The 13,478-nt window shown below is 33.3% G+C and carries 16 protein-coding genes; 4 read left to right on the forward strand and 12 right to left on the reverse strand.

Going from position 1 to position 13,478, the window contains the following annotated elements:
• Window positions 1-133: 133 nt before the first annotated feature.
• Window positions 134-793 (forward strand): SanA/YdcF family protein, encoded by a 660-nt coding sequence (locus BUE10_RS16350; RefSeq protein WP_073486752.1) that lies wholly within the window; start codon window positions 134-136, stop codon window positions 791-793.
• A 16-nt stretch (window positions 794-809) separates the two neighbouring features.
• Here the strand turns inward: BUE10_RS16350 and BUE10_RS16355 are convergent, their stop codons facing one another.
• The 12 genes from BUE10_RS16355 to BUE10_RS16410 form a co-directional block, all read right to left on the reverse strand.
• The gene (locus BUE10_RS16355; RefSeq protein ID WP_073486754.1) at window positions 810-1,997 is read right to left on the reverse strand and encodes a phenylacetate--CoA ligase family protein; all 1,188 of its coding nucleotides are present in this window, start codon (window positions 1,995-1,997) and stop codon (window positions 810-812) included.
• A 10-nt stretch (window positions 1,998-2,007) separates the two neighbouring features.
• Window positions 2,008-2,922 (reverse strand): glycosyltransferase family 2 protein, encoded by a 915-nt coding sequence (locus BUE10_RS16360; protein WP_073486756.1) that lies wholly within the window; start codon window positions 2,920-2,922, stop codon window positions 2,008-2,010.
• Between the two features lie 6 nt (window positions 2,923-2,928).
• Window positions 2,929-4,194, reverse strand: coding sequence for an ATP-grasp domain-containing protein (locus tag BUE10_RS16365; protein ID WP_073486757.1), 1,266 nt, complete (start codon window positions 4,192-4,194; stop codon window positions 2,929-2,931).
• 15 nt (window positions 4,195-4,209) lie between these two features.
• Window positions 4,210-5,022 (reverse strand): hypothetical protein, encoded by an 813-nt coding sequence (locus BUE10_RS16370; RefSeq protein WP_073486759.1) that lies wholly within the window; start codon window positions 5,020-5,022, stop codon window positions 4,210-4,212.
• Between the two features lie 189 nt (window positions 5,023-5,211).
• Window positions 5,212-5,790, reverse strand: coding sequence for a class I SAM-dependent methyltransferase (locus BUE10_RS16375; protein ID WP_073486761.1), 579 nt, complete (start codon window positions 5,788-5,790; stop codon window positions 5,212-5,214).
• A 1-nt stretch (window position 5,791) separates the two neighbouring features.
• Window positions 5,792-7,213: a radical SAM/SPASM domain-containing protein gene (locus BUE10_RS16380; RefSeq protein ID WP_073486763.1), complete on the reverse strand. Its 1,422-nt coding sequence runs from the start codon at window positions 7,211-7,213 to the stop codon at window positions 5,792-5,794.
• Window positions 7,214-7,291: 78 nt separating this feature from the next.
• Window positions 7,292-7,462, reverse strand: a complete 171-nt coding sequence (locus BUE10_RS16385; protein WP_073486765.1) for a DUF1843 domain-containing protein — start codon at window positions 7,460-7,462, stop codon at window positions 7,292-7,294.
• 89 nt (window positions 7,463-7,551) lie between these two features.
• Window positions 7,552-7,728: a DUF1843 domain-containing protein gene (locus BUE10_RS16390; RefSeq protein ID WP_073486767.1), complete on the reverse strand. Its 177-nt coding sequence runs from the start codon at window positions 7,726-7,728 to the stop codon at window positions 7,552-7,554.
• Between the two features lie 22 nt (window positions 7,729-7,750).
• Window positions 7,751-8,404, reverse strand: a complete 654-nt coding sequence (locus BUE10_RS16395) for a hypothetical protein (protein WP_073486769.1) — start codon at window positions 8,402-8,404, stop codon at window positions 7,751-7,753.
• Between the two features lie 702 nt (window positions 8,405-9,106).
• Window positions 9,107-10,591 (reverse strand): hypothetical protein, encoded by a 1,485-nt coding sequence (locus BUE10_RS16400; protein WP_073486771.1) that lies wholly within the window; start codon window positions 10,589-10,591, stop codon window positions 9,107-9,109.
• A gap of 142 nt (window positions 10,592-10,733) precedes the next feature.
• Window positions 10,734-11,177 carry a DUF1842 domain-containing protein gene (locus BUE10_RS16405; protein ID WP_234984755.1) on the reverse strand — a complete coding sequence of 148 codons (444 nt, stop codon included), beginning with the start codon at window positions 11,175-11,177 and terminating at the stop codon, window positions 10,734-10,736.
• 302 nt (window positions 11,178-11,479) lie between these two features.
• Complete coding sequence (locus BUE10_RS16410; RefSeq protein ID WP_053470797.1) at window positions 11,480-11,812, reverse strand: hypothetical protein; 333 nt, start codon at window positions 11,810-11,812, stop codon at window positions 11,480-11,482.
• Between the two features lie 383 nt (window positions 11,813-12,195).
• On the opposite strand from BUE10_RS16410, the gene BUE10_RS16420 reads away from it, so the two are divergent.
• Genes BUE10_RS16420 through BUE10_RS16430 form a run of 3 tightly spaced genes read left to right on the forward strand, consistent with a single transcriptional unit; the run spans window position 12,196 to window position 13,477 of the window.
• On the forward strand, window positions 12,196-12,699 hold the full coding sequence (locus BUE10_RS16420) for a GbsR/MarR family transcriptional regulator (RefSeq protein WP_073486775.1): 504 nt from the start codon (window positions 12,196-12,198) through the stop codon (window positions 12,697-12,699).
• A gap of 56 nt (window positions 12,700-12,755) precedes the next feature.
• The gene (locus BUE10_RS16425; protein WP_073486777.1) at window positions 12,756-13,037 is read left to right on the forward strand and encodes a hypothetical protein; all 282 of its coding nucleotides are present in this window, start codon (window positions 12,756-12,758) and stop codon (window positions 13,035-13,037) included.
• Window positions 13,034-13,477 (forward strand): hypothetical protein, encoded by a 444-nt coding sequence (locus BUE10_RS16430; RefSeq protein ID WP_073486779.1) that lies wholly within the window; start codon window positions 13,034-13,036, stop codon window positions 13,475-13,477. The genes BUE10_RS16425 and BUE10_RS16430 overlap by 4 nt, the downstream gene beginning before the upstream one ends.
• Window position 13,478 lies beyond the last annotated feature (1 nt).

Here is a 13,478-nt window from a genome sequence, read left to right on the forward strand (position 1 = left end):
TTAGATTGTAGATTTTTGATCTCAAACTCTAATAAATTTTAGATTAAACCGAAGCAGAAACGCTTCGGTTTTTTATTTGACTTCACTTTAACTATCTTCGTGTTTTTAAATCTTAATCTTACAAATACAAGCCGTGAAAAAATATTTTAGAATAGCTCTTTATCTTGCAATTATTGGATTGATTGCTATTGTTTCTGTGAATTATTATGTAAGATCTTCGACCAAAAACAAGATTTATTATACGGTTAAAAAGTTTCCAAAAAATGATGTGGGAATTATTTTTGGTGCGGGAATTAATGGAGATCAGCCGAGTAAATATTTAAAAGATCGTCTTGATGCGGGAATTTTATTGTATAAGATGAAGCGCATCAATAAAATTTTACTTTCGGGAGATAACGGCCGCGATGAATATGATGAGCTTACTGTAATGAAAAATTATTGTTACAATCACGGAGTTGACACTACAAAAATATTTGTTGATTATGCCGGGTTCGACACCTACTCTACTATGTATCGTGCGAAACATATTTTCAAGATTAAAAAAGCTACTTTAATTTCTCAGGAATATCATTTGAACCGAGCCATTTATATCGGGCAAAAACTTGGAATAAAATCGGCCGGATACTCTGCAAACAATGGAGAATATCACGGATATAAATATGTTTGTTTTAGAGAATATGGTTCCATTTTTAAATCCTTTTTTGATGTTTTAAGAGATCGTGAGCCTCGTTTTCTGGGAAATCCAATTAACATTAATGGTCTTTCTAATTATTCCAAAGAAGATAAACGATAACAAACTTTTTGTTTTATTATCTCAAATCTAATAATTGAGGGGTTTTGGTTGTATTAGGGTCTGTATATAAATCAGCGGCCGCAACCAGTAAAACCTCAACTTCCATAAAACGTTCGTTGTAATCTAAGCGCTTTTTTAATGCTTTTGATTTTTCTGCAATAAACTCTGTTTTTTGGTTTTGAGGAACATTTTGTACAAGTAACATTTTTACAACTTCTTTAAAATCTTTACTAGATAATTGAATCTGAAAAGCTGTTGCAGAACTCGTAAGAAAATTAAATTCATCTAAATCATAATGCTGTTCAGAGAGTATAAACGATTTAGTTTCTCTTGATTTTAATTCCAGAAAAGCTTTTCCGTGTACATTAACCCATCGTCCTAAATCGCCAATAGCATATCGAAAAACGGGAAATCTTTTTCGGAAAGTATTCGTAACGGCAATTGTGCCATATCCTTCACTATCTGGATTAATGATTTCGATTATAATGCCTTCTATAACTGAAAATAAAGAAGGATTTTGAGTAAAATTTGACCACGCCCAAATTCCGGTTTCGGCAGAACCATACATGGAATAAATTTGCTGAAGTTCAAATACTTTTTCTAAAAGTTTTTGAACTTCGGGTCTTAAAAACTCTCCTGCATATAACAAATTTTTGATTTGCATTTTTTGATTATTCTCCTGCAAAAATTGTGCAAAACACAATAATTTTGAAGATGTTCCCATTATAAAGTCCGGCTTAAAATAAGCCGCAGCTTGTTCCATATCTTTATAACTGGCGTGTGCACTGAGTGCTAATGTTGTTGATTGACATTTTTCTAAAATATCATCCATTATGGCGGCCGTGCGGTACATGTCTGAATATCCGAAAATATTTAAAGCGATTGTTTTCGAGGTAAAAAAATTATTCTTAGTTAATTCCCTCGCCATCGCTAAACGCTGATTTTGATTTTCTTGTATGTCTACCGGAAAAACTAAAGGATTTTGAGTACTTCCGCCGGAGCGTACTAAATATACTCCTGTCTTTTCTTCGTGCAGTTTAAAATTGTTTTTCAAAATGGGCATCAGCTCTTTTTTATTAAGAACCGGAGCTTTCTCTGCGCAATTATGTTCTTTATAGAAATCAATATATAAGGGATTCTTTTTTGCCAATTCAAAATAATCCTGCAATTCTGATTTTTCTGTTTTTGGAATATCTGGGGACATAGTTTTTATTTTAATTCGGTCTTTTTTTGAAATAATACCAATTTCTAATCAAGCTTTTAGAGTGGTTTACCAAGAATAACATTTTTTGGTGCCATGATGGTAATCGTTCCATAGCATGTTCGAGCCATCGCTGCGATAACATTCCCATGAGCTGTTGGTCATATTGATCTGTACTTTTACGAAATCGTTCTATACTAACGGGAATTTTTAATTCTTTCCAATTAGAATATTTAATTCTCGACAAACTGCCTTCAACTTCTCTTACTTCTATGCAGACTTTGTTTAGTAATGCCACTTTCGGTTTGTCTTTTAAACTTTTCAGGACACGATACCAAAAATCAATTCCTTCGTTTAAGGATACATTGGTTTCATAACGAATATTTTCTAAATGTTTTTTTCTGATTACAACATTACTGCCAACTCCCATAATAAAATCTGGAGAACTAATAGTGTGTAATATATTAGGAATCAAAAAGAGTTCATTTGAGAGCGAAGTCATTTCTTTTTTAAAAGATGAAATGTTGGGCAGATAATAATCAGACGGAATTAATAAAAGTCCAAGTAACAAAACATCTATATTTTCCTGTTCCATAATTAAGCCGACTTCTTTTAAACAGGAAGAAGTATAACAATCATCGGCATCCAAAAAACTGATCAGATCTCCTGTTGCGAGTTCCATCCCTATATTTCTTGCATGACCCGGGCCTTTATTTTCCTTTAATTCAATAACCTCAACTTCTGTTAGTAAAAACTGTGGTGCAAAAAATGACAAGGCATCTTTTAGCAAAAACATACTTTGATCTGTACTAAAATCATCAACAATAATAATTTGTGAGGCTTTTTTTTCCTGAAAAGCCAGCGACCGAATCGTATCGTATATGAACGCTTCTTTATTATAAAGAGGAATTACAACTGTATGTTTCATGATTTTTCACTCTGCTAATTGATAAATTAAAGCTCTGCCCTGATGCACGTTTACAACTGATTCATCTGAACCGCGAAACAAACCGGGGCCATAGTTTTTGTCGTCTTTACACAACAACATTCCTACTAAATGAATCTGACGATCATTTTCTAGATCTCTAAATTCTTTCTGTTCTACAAAATGCTGAATTAGATATTTACTCCAGTTTTCTCTAATAATGGTATCCCATTCCTGGGGTGTACAATCACTTTTTACGTAAGCTCCAATTCCTCTTCCGCCACTATTTAATTTTAAAATCAGGTTCTGATCGTTATCTATAAAAGCATCGCAGTCGGCAGGATCAACAATTACATAACTTGGAATTAGATATTGTTTTAAAAAATCGTAATCTTCTTCGCTTAGATAATCATACATTATTTCGGCATCGTACATTACGGATAAAACCCTTTTGTCATGAATTAAAATTAAGGTTCTGATATCATTAAAATAACAGTTTTGCTCAATCAGTTTATCAAGTACATCCGGTTTTATTTTTTTTAGTTCTTCCCGATCCATTTCTAATATAAACTGCGAAACTGGTTCTCCATTTACATAAATAGAATTGTTTGAAACGATTAAATCCTGAGGTTTTACTGAAATTAATTCAACTCCCAGTTTTGCTAATTCTTTTTGAAGATAAAAAATCTCGGTTCCTTTTTCGTCGTCGTGAACAAGGGCCAGTTTTTTATTTGGAGCAAATTGATAGTATAAATCGTCGATCAGGTTTTTTAAATCGGGATCTTTAAAAGTTAGCCCATCTTTGGTTTCACTTATTTCGTCGTTCATCAATTTCAAATAATAACTAATCATCCAGCCATTTAGCGGATAACGGGCACCTATCTCGCAAATTTTTGCCTGATTGTTTGTATCATATAAAAAATCAGGGCGGTAAAAGCCCTGATTGTATCTTGCGCTGTAGCTTTTTTTCAATAAAGCTTCAAGGTCTTTGTCCAGCTGATAATAATTTCGAATCCTTTCGTCTTCAAAATAATTCTGGACAATTGCTTTACAAGCGTAATTTAAAATAGAACACAAACGATTCATTTCGTTCTCATATCCTAAAGGTAGTTTTACCGAAGAATTAGCAAAAAAATGACTCCCCAATCCTGTATTTTTTTCAAAATATTCAGAAAATAATTCCTTCCATTTTTTCTGTTTTTCAGGCTGATTTTGCTGCAGACTTATTTTAGGGGCAATGAGCTGCGCTTTTGGTTCTTTCTTTGTATAAATCATGTATTGAAATATGAATTATAAACTAAGTTCTTCAATTTCCATAACATCTTCCATTACGGCAGATTTTTTAGCTAAATAATCCTTAATGATAGGTTCCAGATCGTAGGTTTCAAGATCAACATTCATGGCTTTAGCGTAATGGAAAATAGAACTTACGGCAAAAAAGAAGTGATTTTTCTCTGTTGGACCGCAGTGAACACTTATCCAGGCTAATGTTTTGTCACGATCTTCTTCTGAGAAACCGTAATCGTTTGTAAGCCATGATTCAAACTTTGGAAGAATATATTCTACCTCTCCATGTGTATAAATTTCGTGAATCAAAGTTGTCAATAAAGCGATCATGATATCTTTATTTCGCAAAGAATTTTGGTCTTTCCACGCTTTAAAATCGTAAGCACTCAGGTTTAAATATTTACGTGAAAGCCAGTCATCGTCTGTACAAATATTAGTTGCCATGGTATAAAATAACTGAGAGTGTAAAACTCTCCCCACAACTGCTAAATCTTCGTCTACAATTCTATTTAAACTTGTAATAGACTGCAAAAGTGCTTCTTTGTCTGCAATAGGTTGGTTTTTATGAACCAGCATTGTCATACGGTTGCTGATTCCTGCAACTGTCATGGCACTGTTATTGGTTTGGCTCCAACTGTGAAAAAAAAGCTGTAAACGCTCTTTGTCCTGAACTTTTGAAGTTAATTGTTTGAAGCTTTTTTCGATTTTTGAAAATGATTCTTCCTGATTTGGAAGGAACTTTAATAGTTGATCTTTTAAATAAGATTCTTCCATATCTTGAAGAACCGGAAGAATAATTGAACTTAGATTTGTCATGATTCTTGGGGTTTTAGGGTTTATTTTTGATTAGTTTTAAATTTGCTTTTGGTTTGTTTCTATTTCTTTTTGTAAACTTATTCTTTAAGTTTTTACAGATTTTAAAAAATGCCACAAACACATTAATATCAGGTATGAGTTGGTTAATCTCTGTAATGAAAAAAAATTAGGAATCTTGGTTTGGATGGTTTAAAAAATCCTAACTGAACGATAGTATTTAATTTTTCTAACCACATCAATATCTTTAAGATGGTATTGTTCTAACCATTCGGCTTCATCAAAAAAATTACATCTGGATTCTGCAATTACGATGATCGATTTATGTAATGAAATCTGATGCAGTTTGTTCAATAATTCGGCGTATTGAAAATCATAAAGAGGATTGTAGAGATAAAAAATAGTCCCGTCAGAAATATTAGTTTTTAAAATATCGCCGCAAATTGCAACGGCATTTGTTATTTGCTCTTTTTCAATTAAACCGGCACAAACTTCATGTCGTTCTTTCAGAATTTCAATTCCTTTAAACTGCGCATTGGGGTATTTTACAGCTCCGTATAAAATGATGTTTCCATAACCGGAACCTAAATCGTAAAATACGGTTTCGCTTGTTATTTCGATAGGATCAAAAAGATCAGATAAAAAACTGGAGGAACCGTATCGATACGAATTAAGACCATATTTAATTGTAATTTCAGAAAGGCTTAAAGCTCCTTCAATAGTATTTGAATATTGGTCAATTTCTGATTGAATCTTTTTTAGCAGTTCCATATTATTTCATCATTAATAGTTCTAATTTTTCCAATGAACGTTTGGCTATTTCCATTTTATCGGCATATTCATCGTTTACTTTTTGAATGTCGGCACTGCAAAAAGTGCAGGTAGTTTCTTCTTCATAAACATAATTATCACAGCCATTGCATAGTTTAAGCGCTTTTGGAATTCTTGGAACTCTGTCTGTATTTGCTACCGGAACCAGAGGTGCATTATGAGGTGACTGCACTTCGACTACTTCTCCTTTTTCATTTTCTACTATGATTTCAAACAAACCAATATCAAAAGAGAGTCCGGGTGCTTCTTTTATTTTTCTTATTCTTTCGTGAAGTCCTTTCTTTTTTAATTCTAAGGCGCGATAATGACAAAAAGGGTTATTCCCTCTTTTTCCAAATAACACATGGCTTGTCCAGGTGCAGCCAGCCAGACAAGAAGATTCGTAATAACAGCCTTTACATCCTCCCCATAATTCTTCTTTATTTCTGTATCTGGAAAAAACCATTTCTTCACTGTATCTCCAAATATCTTCCAGTTTCATGTCTTTTACATTACCTCCTGTATATTCAGTTGTGGGTAATGACGGGCAGCCTTTTATTTTTCCATCGGCTTCAATACCAATTCCGGTATGTCCAGCAGAACATCCTGTATAATATTTTTCATTGCCTTGTCGCCAGATATGCTCATAAGGTCCAAAGTAGCCAATGTTGTTTCCTGCTTGTATTAAAACATTATTTGCCAATGCTTTTCTGTATATAACAATCAGTTTTTCATAAAAACCAATTAGTTCATAAGGCTGAAGGATCAATTCTTCAGAATGGTCAACGGCATTTCCCATGGCAACTGCCAGTTGTATCTGCCAGTTTCTTACGCCATTTTCGATCAAAACATCCAGAAGTTCACTTAGCTCATTTTGATTTAATTTTGTAATTACGGTATTTACACTAGAAGGTATATCATACTTTTTTAGTAATTGCAGACAATGAATTACATGATCAAAAGAATCTCTTCTTCCTCTTATTTTATTGTGAGTCTCCAGCATTCCATCAATAGAAACACCAATATTTCGTATTCCTGCTTTTTTTGCATCACTAATTCGCTCTTCATTTAAATTATAAGCTCCAGACTGCATAGAACATTCAATTCCGCTTTCGTGGATTTTTGCAATTATTTCAAGCCAGTCTTTTCTTAAAAAAGCTTCGCCGCCAATAATTGTTATTTCTCTTGTACCAAGACGTTTAAGACTATCAATTACGTCAAAACATTGTTCGGTAGTTAGTTCACCAGGTCTCACCTTTCCGGCTCTGGATCCGCAGTGCGAGCATTTCAAATTACAGGCAAGAGTAATTTCCCAAACAACATGAACCGGGGTTGCTGTTTTATAATCATCTCGTACTCTGTATCGTATAGAAGTCTTATCCATCTTAATTGATTTAGGTTTTTATTGATTTATTTAAAGAACGGTTTAAAAAGCAAAGCTTAATAAACCGTTCTTTTTAGATTACTTTCTAAGGTTTTCAATAGCCTCCAGCAATTCTACCAAAGCAGCGCTCAGGTCTCCCTGTTCTCTAACTGTTTGTTTCGCTTGTTCAGCTACTGCTCTCATTTTTTCTAAATCATTTGAAGCTATCGCTTCTCTGATTCCTGCTGCGTAAAGCATTACTACTCCCATAACATTTTTGTTTTTTAGTTATTCCTACTCTTGAGGTTTTTCGGATTCACCCTTGTTATACTGAACAAGTCAGCTTTTCGTGTTTATTTTTACTTTTTGTTCTTTAGAGCTTCTATTGCTTCCAGTAATTCTAACAAAGCGGCACTTAAGTCGCCTTGATCTTTTATCACCTGTTTTACTTGTTCTGCAATAGCTTCCATTTTTGCTAAATCATTAGAAGCTATTGCTTCTCTCACTGCTACACCGTAAGGCATCATTATTCCCATAATTATTTTGTTTTATAAATTATTAACCTCCAAACTGATGTAGAAAAATGGCTGGATCATTTGGGTTTAAACAAGTTAAATTCCCCATTGTAACCGTTTTTCCATCTTTGTTTTTTCCAGAAATCATGATGTTTTTCAATCCTGTTCTTAATTGTCCAACACGATTACCGCCGGTTACTTCAATTCCCATTTCATGAGGAGTACCCGTTCTTGTTGCGATGATATTTCCTTTTCCGTTTTCGATTAGGAGAATCTCTCCAATTGCCGGAGGAGGAAATGACTGCGTTACGGTAATATCAGTAAGTGGTCCCAGTATGATATAATCTGGTAAAATTTCTGTGTTAATAGCGTCTAACTCTGGTTTAAGAAGGTTGATAGTTCTTCCAAATTCTGGATTATCTCCTGCATTTGTACAGTACATCCATGGAGTAGTGAAAGAAGTTCCGTCTTCTGTTTCTCCAATTGCTACATATCTTTGGTGTACTACCAGTTTAGTTTTTTGGGTAACTGAAGTAAGATCAAGATTGTAAAATACAGATGTAATAAGTGTACCAACAGCATACGTTCCGCTGGCTCCTTCGATAACAGGAAGGATAACAGGGCCAACGCCTCCGCCTTTCCAGTCTATATAAGGATACACATTTACATTTTTAACTTTTCTAGGTATAGGTTGCATAATTATAATTTTTTGGGTCTTACTCGTAAGGCTTTTCGGCTCCGCCTTCGCTTTTTCCTGTGCGAAACAGTTCGTTTTTTAAAGTGGGTTCTGCTCCACTACTACTGTAATTTCACAATGAATATTTTAAGAAACTATACTTGCCTATGACATAAAAAGAGCTGTTCTTAAAAATCAAATAGAAATAATTAATAAAATAAATTCTGCCGGCTGCTTTTATTCTATACTTTAAAATTAATATTGATATACAGATATTTACCTCAAAAATGTTATAAGAAGAATATTTTTTGTCATGAAACAGAAAAAACAATACATAAGATTATTCTTAAAAAATATAAATTCATTAAATAAGTTTTTATTTACATTTTTTTATAAGGCTTTAAAGTTTTTTTCAAACCTGAGATTTAGTTTTTCATTTTTGAGATAAATAAAATCCGAAGAGAGATTTACAGCGGACCTAAATGGAGATATAAAACAAAACGGGGTTTCTTATCATAACAGATTGTTATAATAAGAAACCCCGTTTATCAAGATTGGAATATCATGTTATGTTTTAAGAAATTGGAAACCTCATCTTCTAGGAAACCCAATTAATGATCCTTCTAATCATTTAAAAGAAGATAAAATAGAAAAGCCGAAGTAATACTTCGGCTTTTCATTTGGAGCAAAATTAAAATAAGACACTTTTTTTCAAAAAATGAACTATTTATGTCGACGAACAAACACTTCTTCAAACTGTTTAAGTTTAAGTGCTTTTGTTTCTTCGATACGTTTAGCTTTCAAGTTAACATTTTTAGCAGTGGTTGCTGGTTGAGGTTTTGTAGTATACAAATAAGACTCAAACACATGGCTTAAATACAAAGGAGATTTTCCAATTCCTCTTGTAGTATCATAATTTTGAGATTGATGACAGCTAAAACAATTTGCTAAATCACCCACATTAATTTGATGTATGCTATTCTCAAAAGTCTGCGTGTAAGTCTCCATTGTAATGTTTGCTAAATTAGCAGAACCTCTTGCCAATGAATCTGGAAGAACACTTGATATATCACTTTTTACAATAGTTTGTGCTTGCTGTGCCGGAGTTAATCCGTCTGTATTTAACCAAATCGATCCATTATAGAAGTAATTCTTGAAAACATCTGTTAATTTTGAAGCTACACATTTATTGATCGTATCAATGTTGTCAAAATTAGCAGGTTCAGCCTGGCTTGTTGTCATATAAGCATTTGTACTTATCACTTTAGGAACTCCATATTCATAAAGAACAAAAGCTTTATACGGCTCTAATGGTTTCTTGCTTTTTTTATCCCATTTTATTCCTTTCAAGCCAGAAGTTGTTCCGCTTTCATAAAGCAGCATTTCAGTTGCTGAAGTTACAGAATTGTTTTTCCAGTCATAAACCGGAGCCATTTCTTTATGCTCAAAAGTTGCCCAGATAAATTCAGGATGGTTTTTTACAACGCCCACGACGTGCATTCCTAACAAAGCAACAGATTTTGCCACATATTGCCCTTGCTTATTTTTGAATGCTGCTTTAGTAACAAAATACTCTGCAATTTTTTCTTTCGGGATTGCATCTGTACTAATCCATGAAACTTTTAACTCTAATGAACCAACAGGAAATGTGTCTAAATTAGAATAAGGAACTTTTCCGCTGTTAATTTCAGAAGCCGCAATAATGGCTTTATCATGTAATGTCTTATTTACATGTATAGAATAATATACCGTATCGCCAGCCGTTTTTCCAGAAACAAATTTTGGGTTAGAAACTAGCACACCTTCTGGACCTGCCTGATTAATTGAGCTTAAAACTAATTTTAATCCCAATTGCGGAGCAACCGGTGCCATCTCAGGACTAACTACATCCAAAGAATCTAAAAACAAAGGATTTCCGGATGGAAGAGGTTTTGTCACCCAAAGGAATTTTTGCCATGACCATTGATGGAAAATACAATTTGTTGTACTTGAAGTATCAAACGGGCTTCCGTCTCCTTCTGCAGGCGGCGGTGTCTGTTCGTGCGGAAACCAGCTTGCTTCGCATTCGCAAGGTGCAGCTGCTTCTGTTTTAGCATATCCTGAAACTCCGGCTTTTCCCAAAATTTTTTCTTTATTCAAGAAAAATAATGAAACAGCTGCAGCAATAAAGACAACTAATAAGATGATAATAATAGGTTTTCTTTTCATGTTTTTGTGATTTATTTATTTTTGGTAATAAAAAAGGTCGTCTAAAAGACGACCCTTTCAATCAAAACTGTAACCAAATCAGGCGTAATTAAATCCTAAAATGTTTCGTGATTCGAGTTGTTAATATTTGGGGTCTGTTATATTATGCCAACTCTGTTTGTAATACATTTACTGCTTTAACTGGTACGTTTTCAATATTATGTTCATAGTATGAAAAACCTCCAGTTCCGTTCCATGCACCATCGATTGCTAAATGAGCATCAAAATCTGCTAAAAAAGCACCAATTGCCGGTGGAGGGAAAGTATGAACATATTTCCCTTGTAAACTCACAACTTGTGTAAATTGCCCAAATCCAGTTGCATATATTTTTCCAGTTACTTGAACAACAATATGACTATCAGGACCATTTATTGCCTGAGTAACTACCACTGTACCAGAAACAGAATTTTGTGATGGTACAACAACTAAACTAAATGATGCGATAGGAGCACCTGGTGTTCCTACATTTCCTATTGTGCCTTTTGCTAAATAAGCACCTGCTAATAAATCTTCCATAACTTTTGTATTTTTGGTTTTCCTACTCATAAGGCTTTTCGGAACCGCCTCGTTTTTTTAAGTGGGTTCTGCTCCACCTATTTGATATTTTATTTTTATATTCTTATTTAAATATCGAGTGTTTTAAATAAGAATACTTTGGTTTATTTCTACTTCAAAACTATATCAGATAAGTAGACATAAAAGAAAAAATGATGTGAAATGGAGTTTCTTTGACATGAAACAGGTTAAGTGTGACACAAGAAAATTTTACCCGTATAAACACCTGCTTTAAACAAAAAACCACCAATATTGTATTGCAATATCAGTGGTTTTAAAACTTATTTAAGTTACTATGAACTTACGCCATCTAAAGCTAAATGATTAGAAAGTGTAGTTCCTGAACAAGTGTAATCAGCAACAGCCGAATTTCCCGACTGATATATAAACGCTTGCTGCGCCTGATTATCGTGTCCGGCCATAACCCAGATTTTCATCCAAAGCGTTGATCCGTCCGGTACGCCAAGGCTTCCCGGATCTGTCGTATACGACTGACCTAAAAGTTCATTACCAGTTTGAGAAGAACTTTGTAATTGACCATTTGAGTCTAAGTATACAAACTCAGTTCTGCAAACGTATCCGCCTTGTTGATTTAATTTAAATTTTCCTACTGTTTGAATTGCCATGATAATTAATTTTTAAAATTTTATGACCTACTCTATTTCTGCTTTTCGGTTTACGCAGCCGCTTTTTTTCTGTGCGAGACAGCTCCACTTAGTGATTTTGTTTGATTTGCTGTTTCAGGGAGAATGTCATAAAATTTATTCTTTTCAACTTGAAACAAGCTTTGAAAAAAAGATTGCTAGCTTATTTTTTCTGATTTCAAAATTATTGCAGATGCATTAGCCAAATAAAAAAATTGCCGCAGAACAAAGAATATTGGTTATCAATCAATTAAAATCAATACATGAAACAGGTTTTTATTTAGTCTAAAAAAGAATAAAACAATTCAAAAAACAAACTTTCAATTATTTTTGAAAGTTTAAAAACTTTTAATTACTTTTGATCTATGGAATTCAAAGAAGCAAAAAATAAGTTTGTACAAACCTGGGGAGCTTTAGGTTCTCAATGGGGAATTAATAAAACGATGGCGCAAATCCACGCTTTATTAATGATCTCAAACGAAGCTGTTTCTATGGAAGACATTATGGAAGAATTGCAAATTTCACGAGGAAATGCAAGCATGAATCTGAGAGGATTAATGGATTGGGGAATTGTATATAAAGAATTTAAAGCCGGCGAAAGAAGAGAATTTTTTACTGCCGAAAAAGATTTAGATGAATTAGCAGCAAAAATCTCCAGAGAAAGAAGCAAAAGAGAAATTAAACCTGCACTTAAAATCTTAAAAGAAGTTTCGACAATTGAAGCAAAAGATTCTGCAGAAGAAAAACACTTTGTTGACCAAACTTCCAAATTATACGATTTCGTTTTAAAGGCAGATAATATGCTGGATAAAGTGACTGAATTCAATGAAAACTGGTTAGGGAAATTGGTTATAAAAATGATGAAATAAAAAAATTTAATCAAAACTTTCATTTTTTTCTGAAAGTTTAAAAACAATAAATAGTTATGAAAACAACTTTCAAAGTTTTAGAAATTATAAATATAGCTGCCTTAATGTTTTTATTACTTGGCGGTTATGGCTTAGCCGTTACAGGTGGATTGCAAGTTTTAGCTGCTCTTTTATTTGTAATACTATTTCCAAGAAACAGACTGATTTATATTTATTTTGGTTTGGTAATTCTTTTCTTCCTGATCTGGAACGGAGAGTTTAGCTGGCTTTTCTTATTGCCTATTTCATTAATATTCTTCCTTACGTTTATTATTTACAATCAAAAAAAGAAATTATGAGCTTAACAATACCTAATTGGTTGATAATCCTAAGTGGAATAGGCCAAATATTTACAGCACTTATTTACCCTTATATTCGCCACAACGTTTTTGACTGGTACAATGATGTAAAACAACTTAAACCATTAAATCAGGAAATAGCTAAAACTTACGGACGATATATTCAGGGACTAAACTTTTGTTTTGGATTAATTGCCATCTTATTTACAACTGAACTAAAAGAACAATCAGCTTTAGCAGTTGCATTAACAGGGTTAATTGCTTTTTATTGGGTCGGAAAAGTTGCAACCCAAATTGCTTATTATCCAATGTATCAAATTCCTCAAAGAATAATTTTCAAAATTGGAAGCTACTTTATGAATATGCTTTTTGTATTGTTTGCAACAGTAAATTCAGCCTTGTTTATTTATAATTTAATTGTCCACTATAAACTACTTTGAT

Source organism: Flavobacterium sp. CF108 (assembly GCF_900129795.1).
GTDB lineage: Bacteria > Bacteroidota > Bacteroidia > Flavobacteriales > Flavobacteriaceae > Flavobacterium.

Bases quoted from the DNA above. Each gene is read 5' to 3' on its own strand.
- BUE10_RS16355 (WP_073486754.1), bottom strand. From the start codon at position 1,997: ATGTCCCCAGATATTCCAAAAACAGAAAAATCAGAATTGCAGGATTAT.
- BUE10_RS16360 (WP_073486756.1), bottom strand. From the start codon at position 2,922: ATGAAACATACAGTTGTAATTCCTCTTTATAATAAAGAAGCGTTCATA.
- BUE10_RS16365 (WP_073486757.1), bottom strand. From the start codon at position 4,194: ATGATTTATACAAAGAAAGAACCAAAAGCGCAGCTCATTGCCCCTAAA.
- BUE10_RS16370 (WP_073486759.1), bottom strand. From the start codon at position 5,022: ATGACAAATCTAAGTTCAATTATTCTTCCGGTTCTTCAAGATATGGAA.
- BUE10_RS16375 (WP_073486761.1), bottom strand. From the start codon at position 5,790: ATGGAACTGCTAAAAAAGATTCAATCAGAAATTGACCAATATTCAAAT.
- BUE10_RS16380 (WP_073486763.1), bottom strand. From the start codon at position 7,213: ATGGATAAGACTTCTATACGATACAGAGTACGAGATGATTATAAAACA.
- BUE10_RS16385 (WP_073486765.1), bottom strand. From the start codon at position 7,462: ATGGGAGTAGTAATGCTTTACGCAGCAGGAATCAGAGAAGCGATAGCT.
- BUE10_RS16390 (WP_073486767.1), bottom strand. From the start codon at position 7,728: ATGGGAATAATGATGCCTTACGGTGTAGCAGTGAGAGAAGCAATAGCT.
- BUE10_RS16395 (WP_073486769.1), bottom strand. From the start codon at position 8,404: ATGCAACCTATACCTAGAAAAGTTAAAAATGTAAATGTGTATCCTTAT.
- BUE10_RS16400 (WP_073486771.1), bottom strand. From the start codon at position 10,591: ATGAAAAGAAAACCTATTATTATCATCTTATTAGTTGTCTTTATTGCT.
- BUE10_RS16405 (WP_234984755.1), bottom strand. From the start codon at position 11,177: ATGAGTAGGAAAACCAAAAATACAAAAGTTATGGAAGATTTATTAGCA.
- BUE10_RS16410 (WP_053470797.1), bottom strand. From the start codon at position 11,812: ATGGCAATTCAAACAGTAGGAAAATTTAAATTAAATCAACAAGGCGGA.
- BUE10_RS16420 (WP_073486775.1), top strand. From the start codon at position 12,196: ATGGAATTCAAAGAAGCAAAAAATAAGTTTGTACAAACCTGGGGAGCT.
- BUE10_RS16425 (WP_073486777.1), top strand. From the start codon at position 12,756: ATGAAAACAACTTTCAAAGTTTTAGAAATTATAAATATAGCTGCCTTA.
- BUE10_RS16430 (WP_073486779.1), top strand. From the start codon at position 13,034: ATGAGCTTAACAATACCTAATTGGTTGATAATCCTAAGTGGAATAGGC.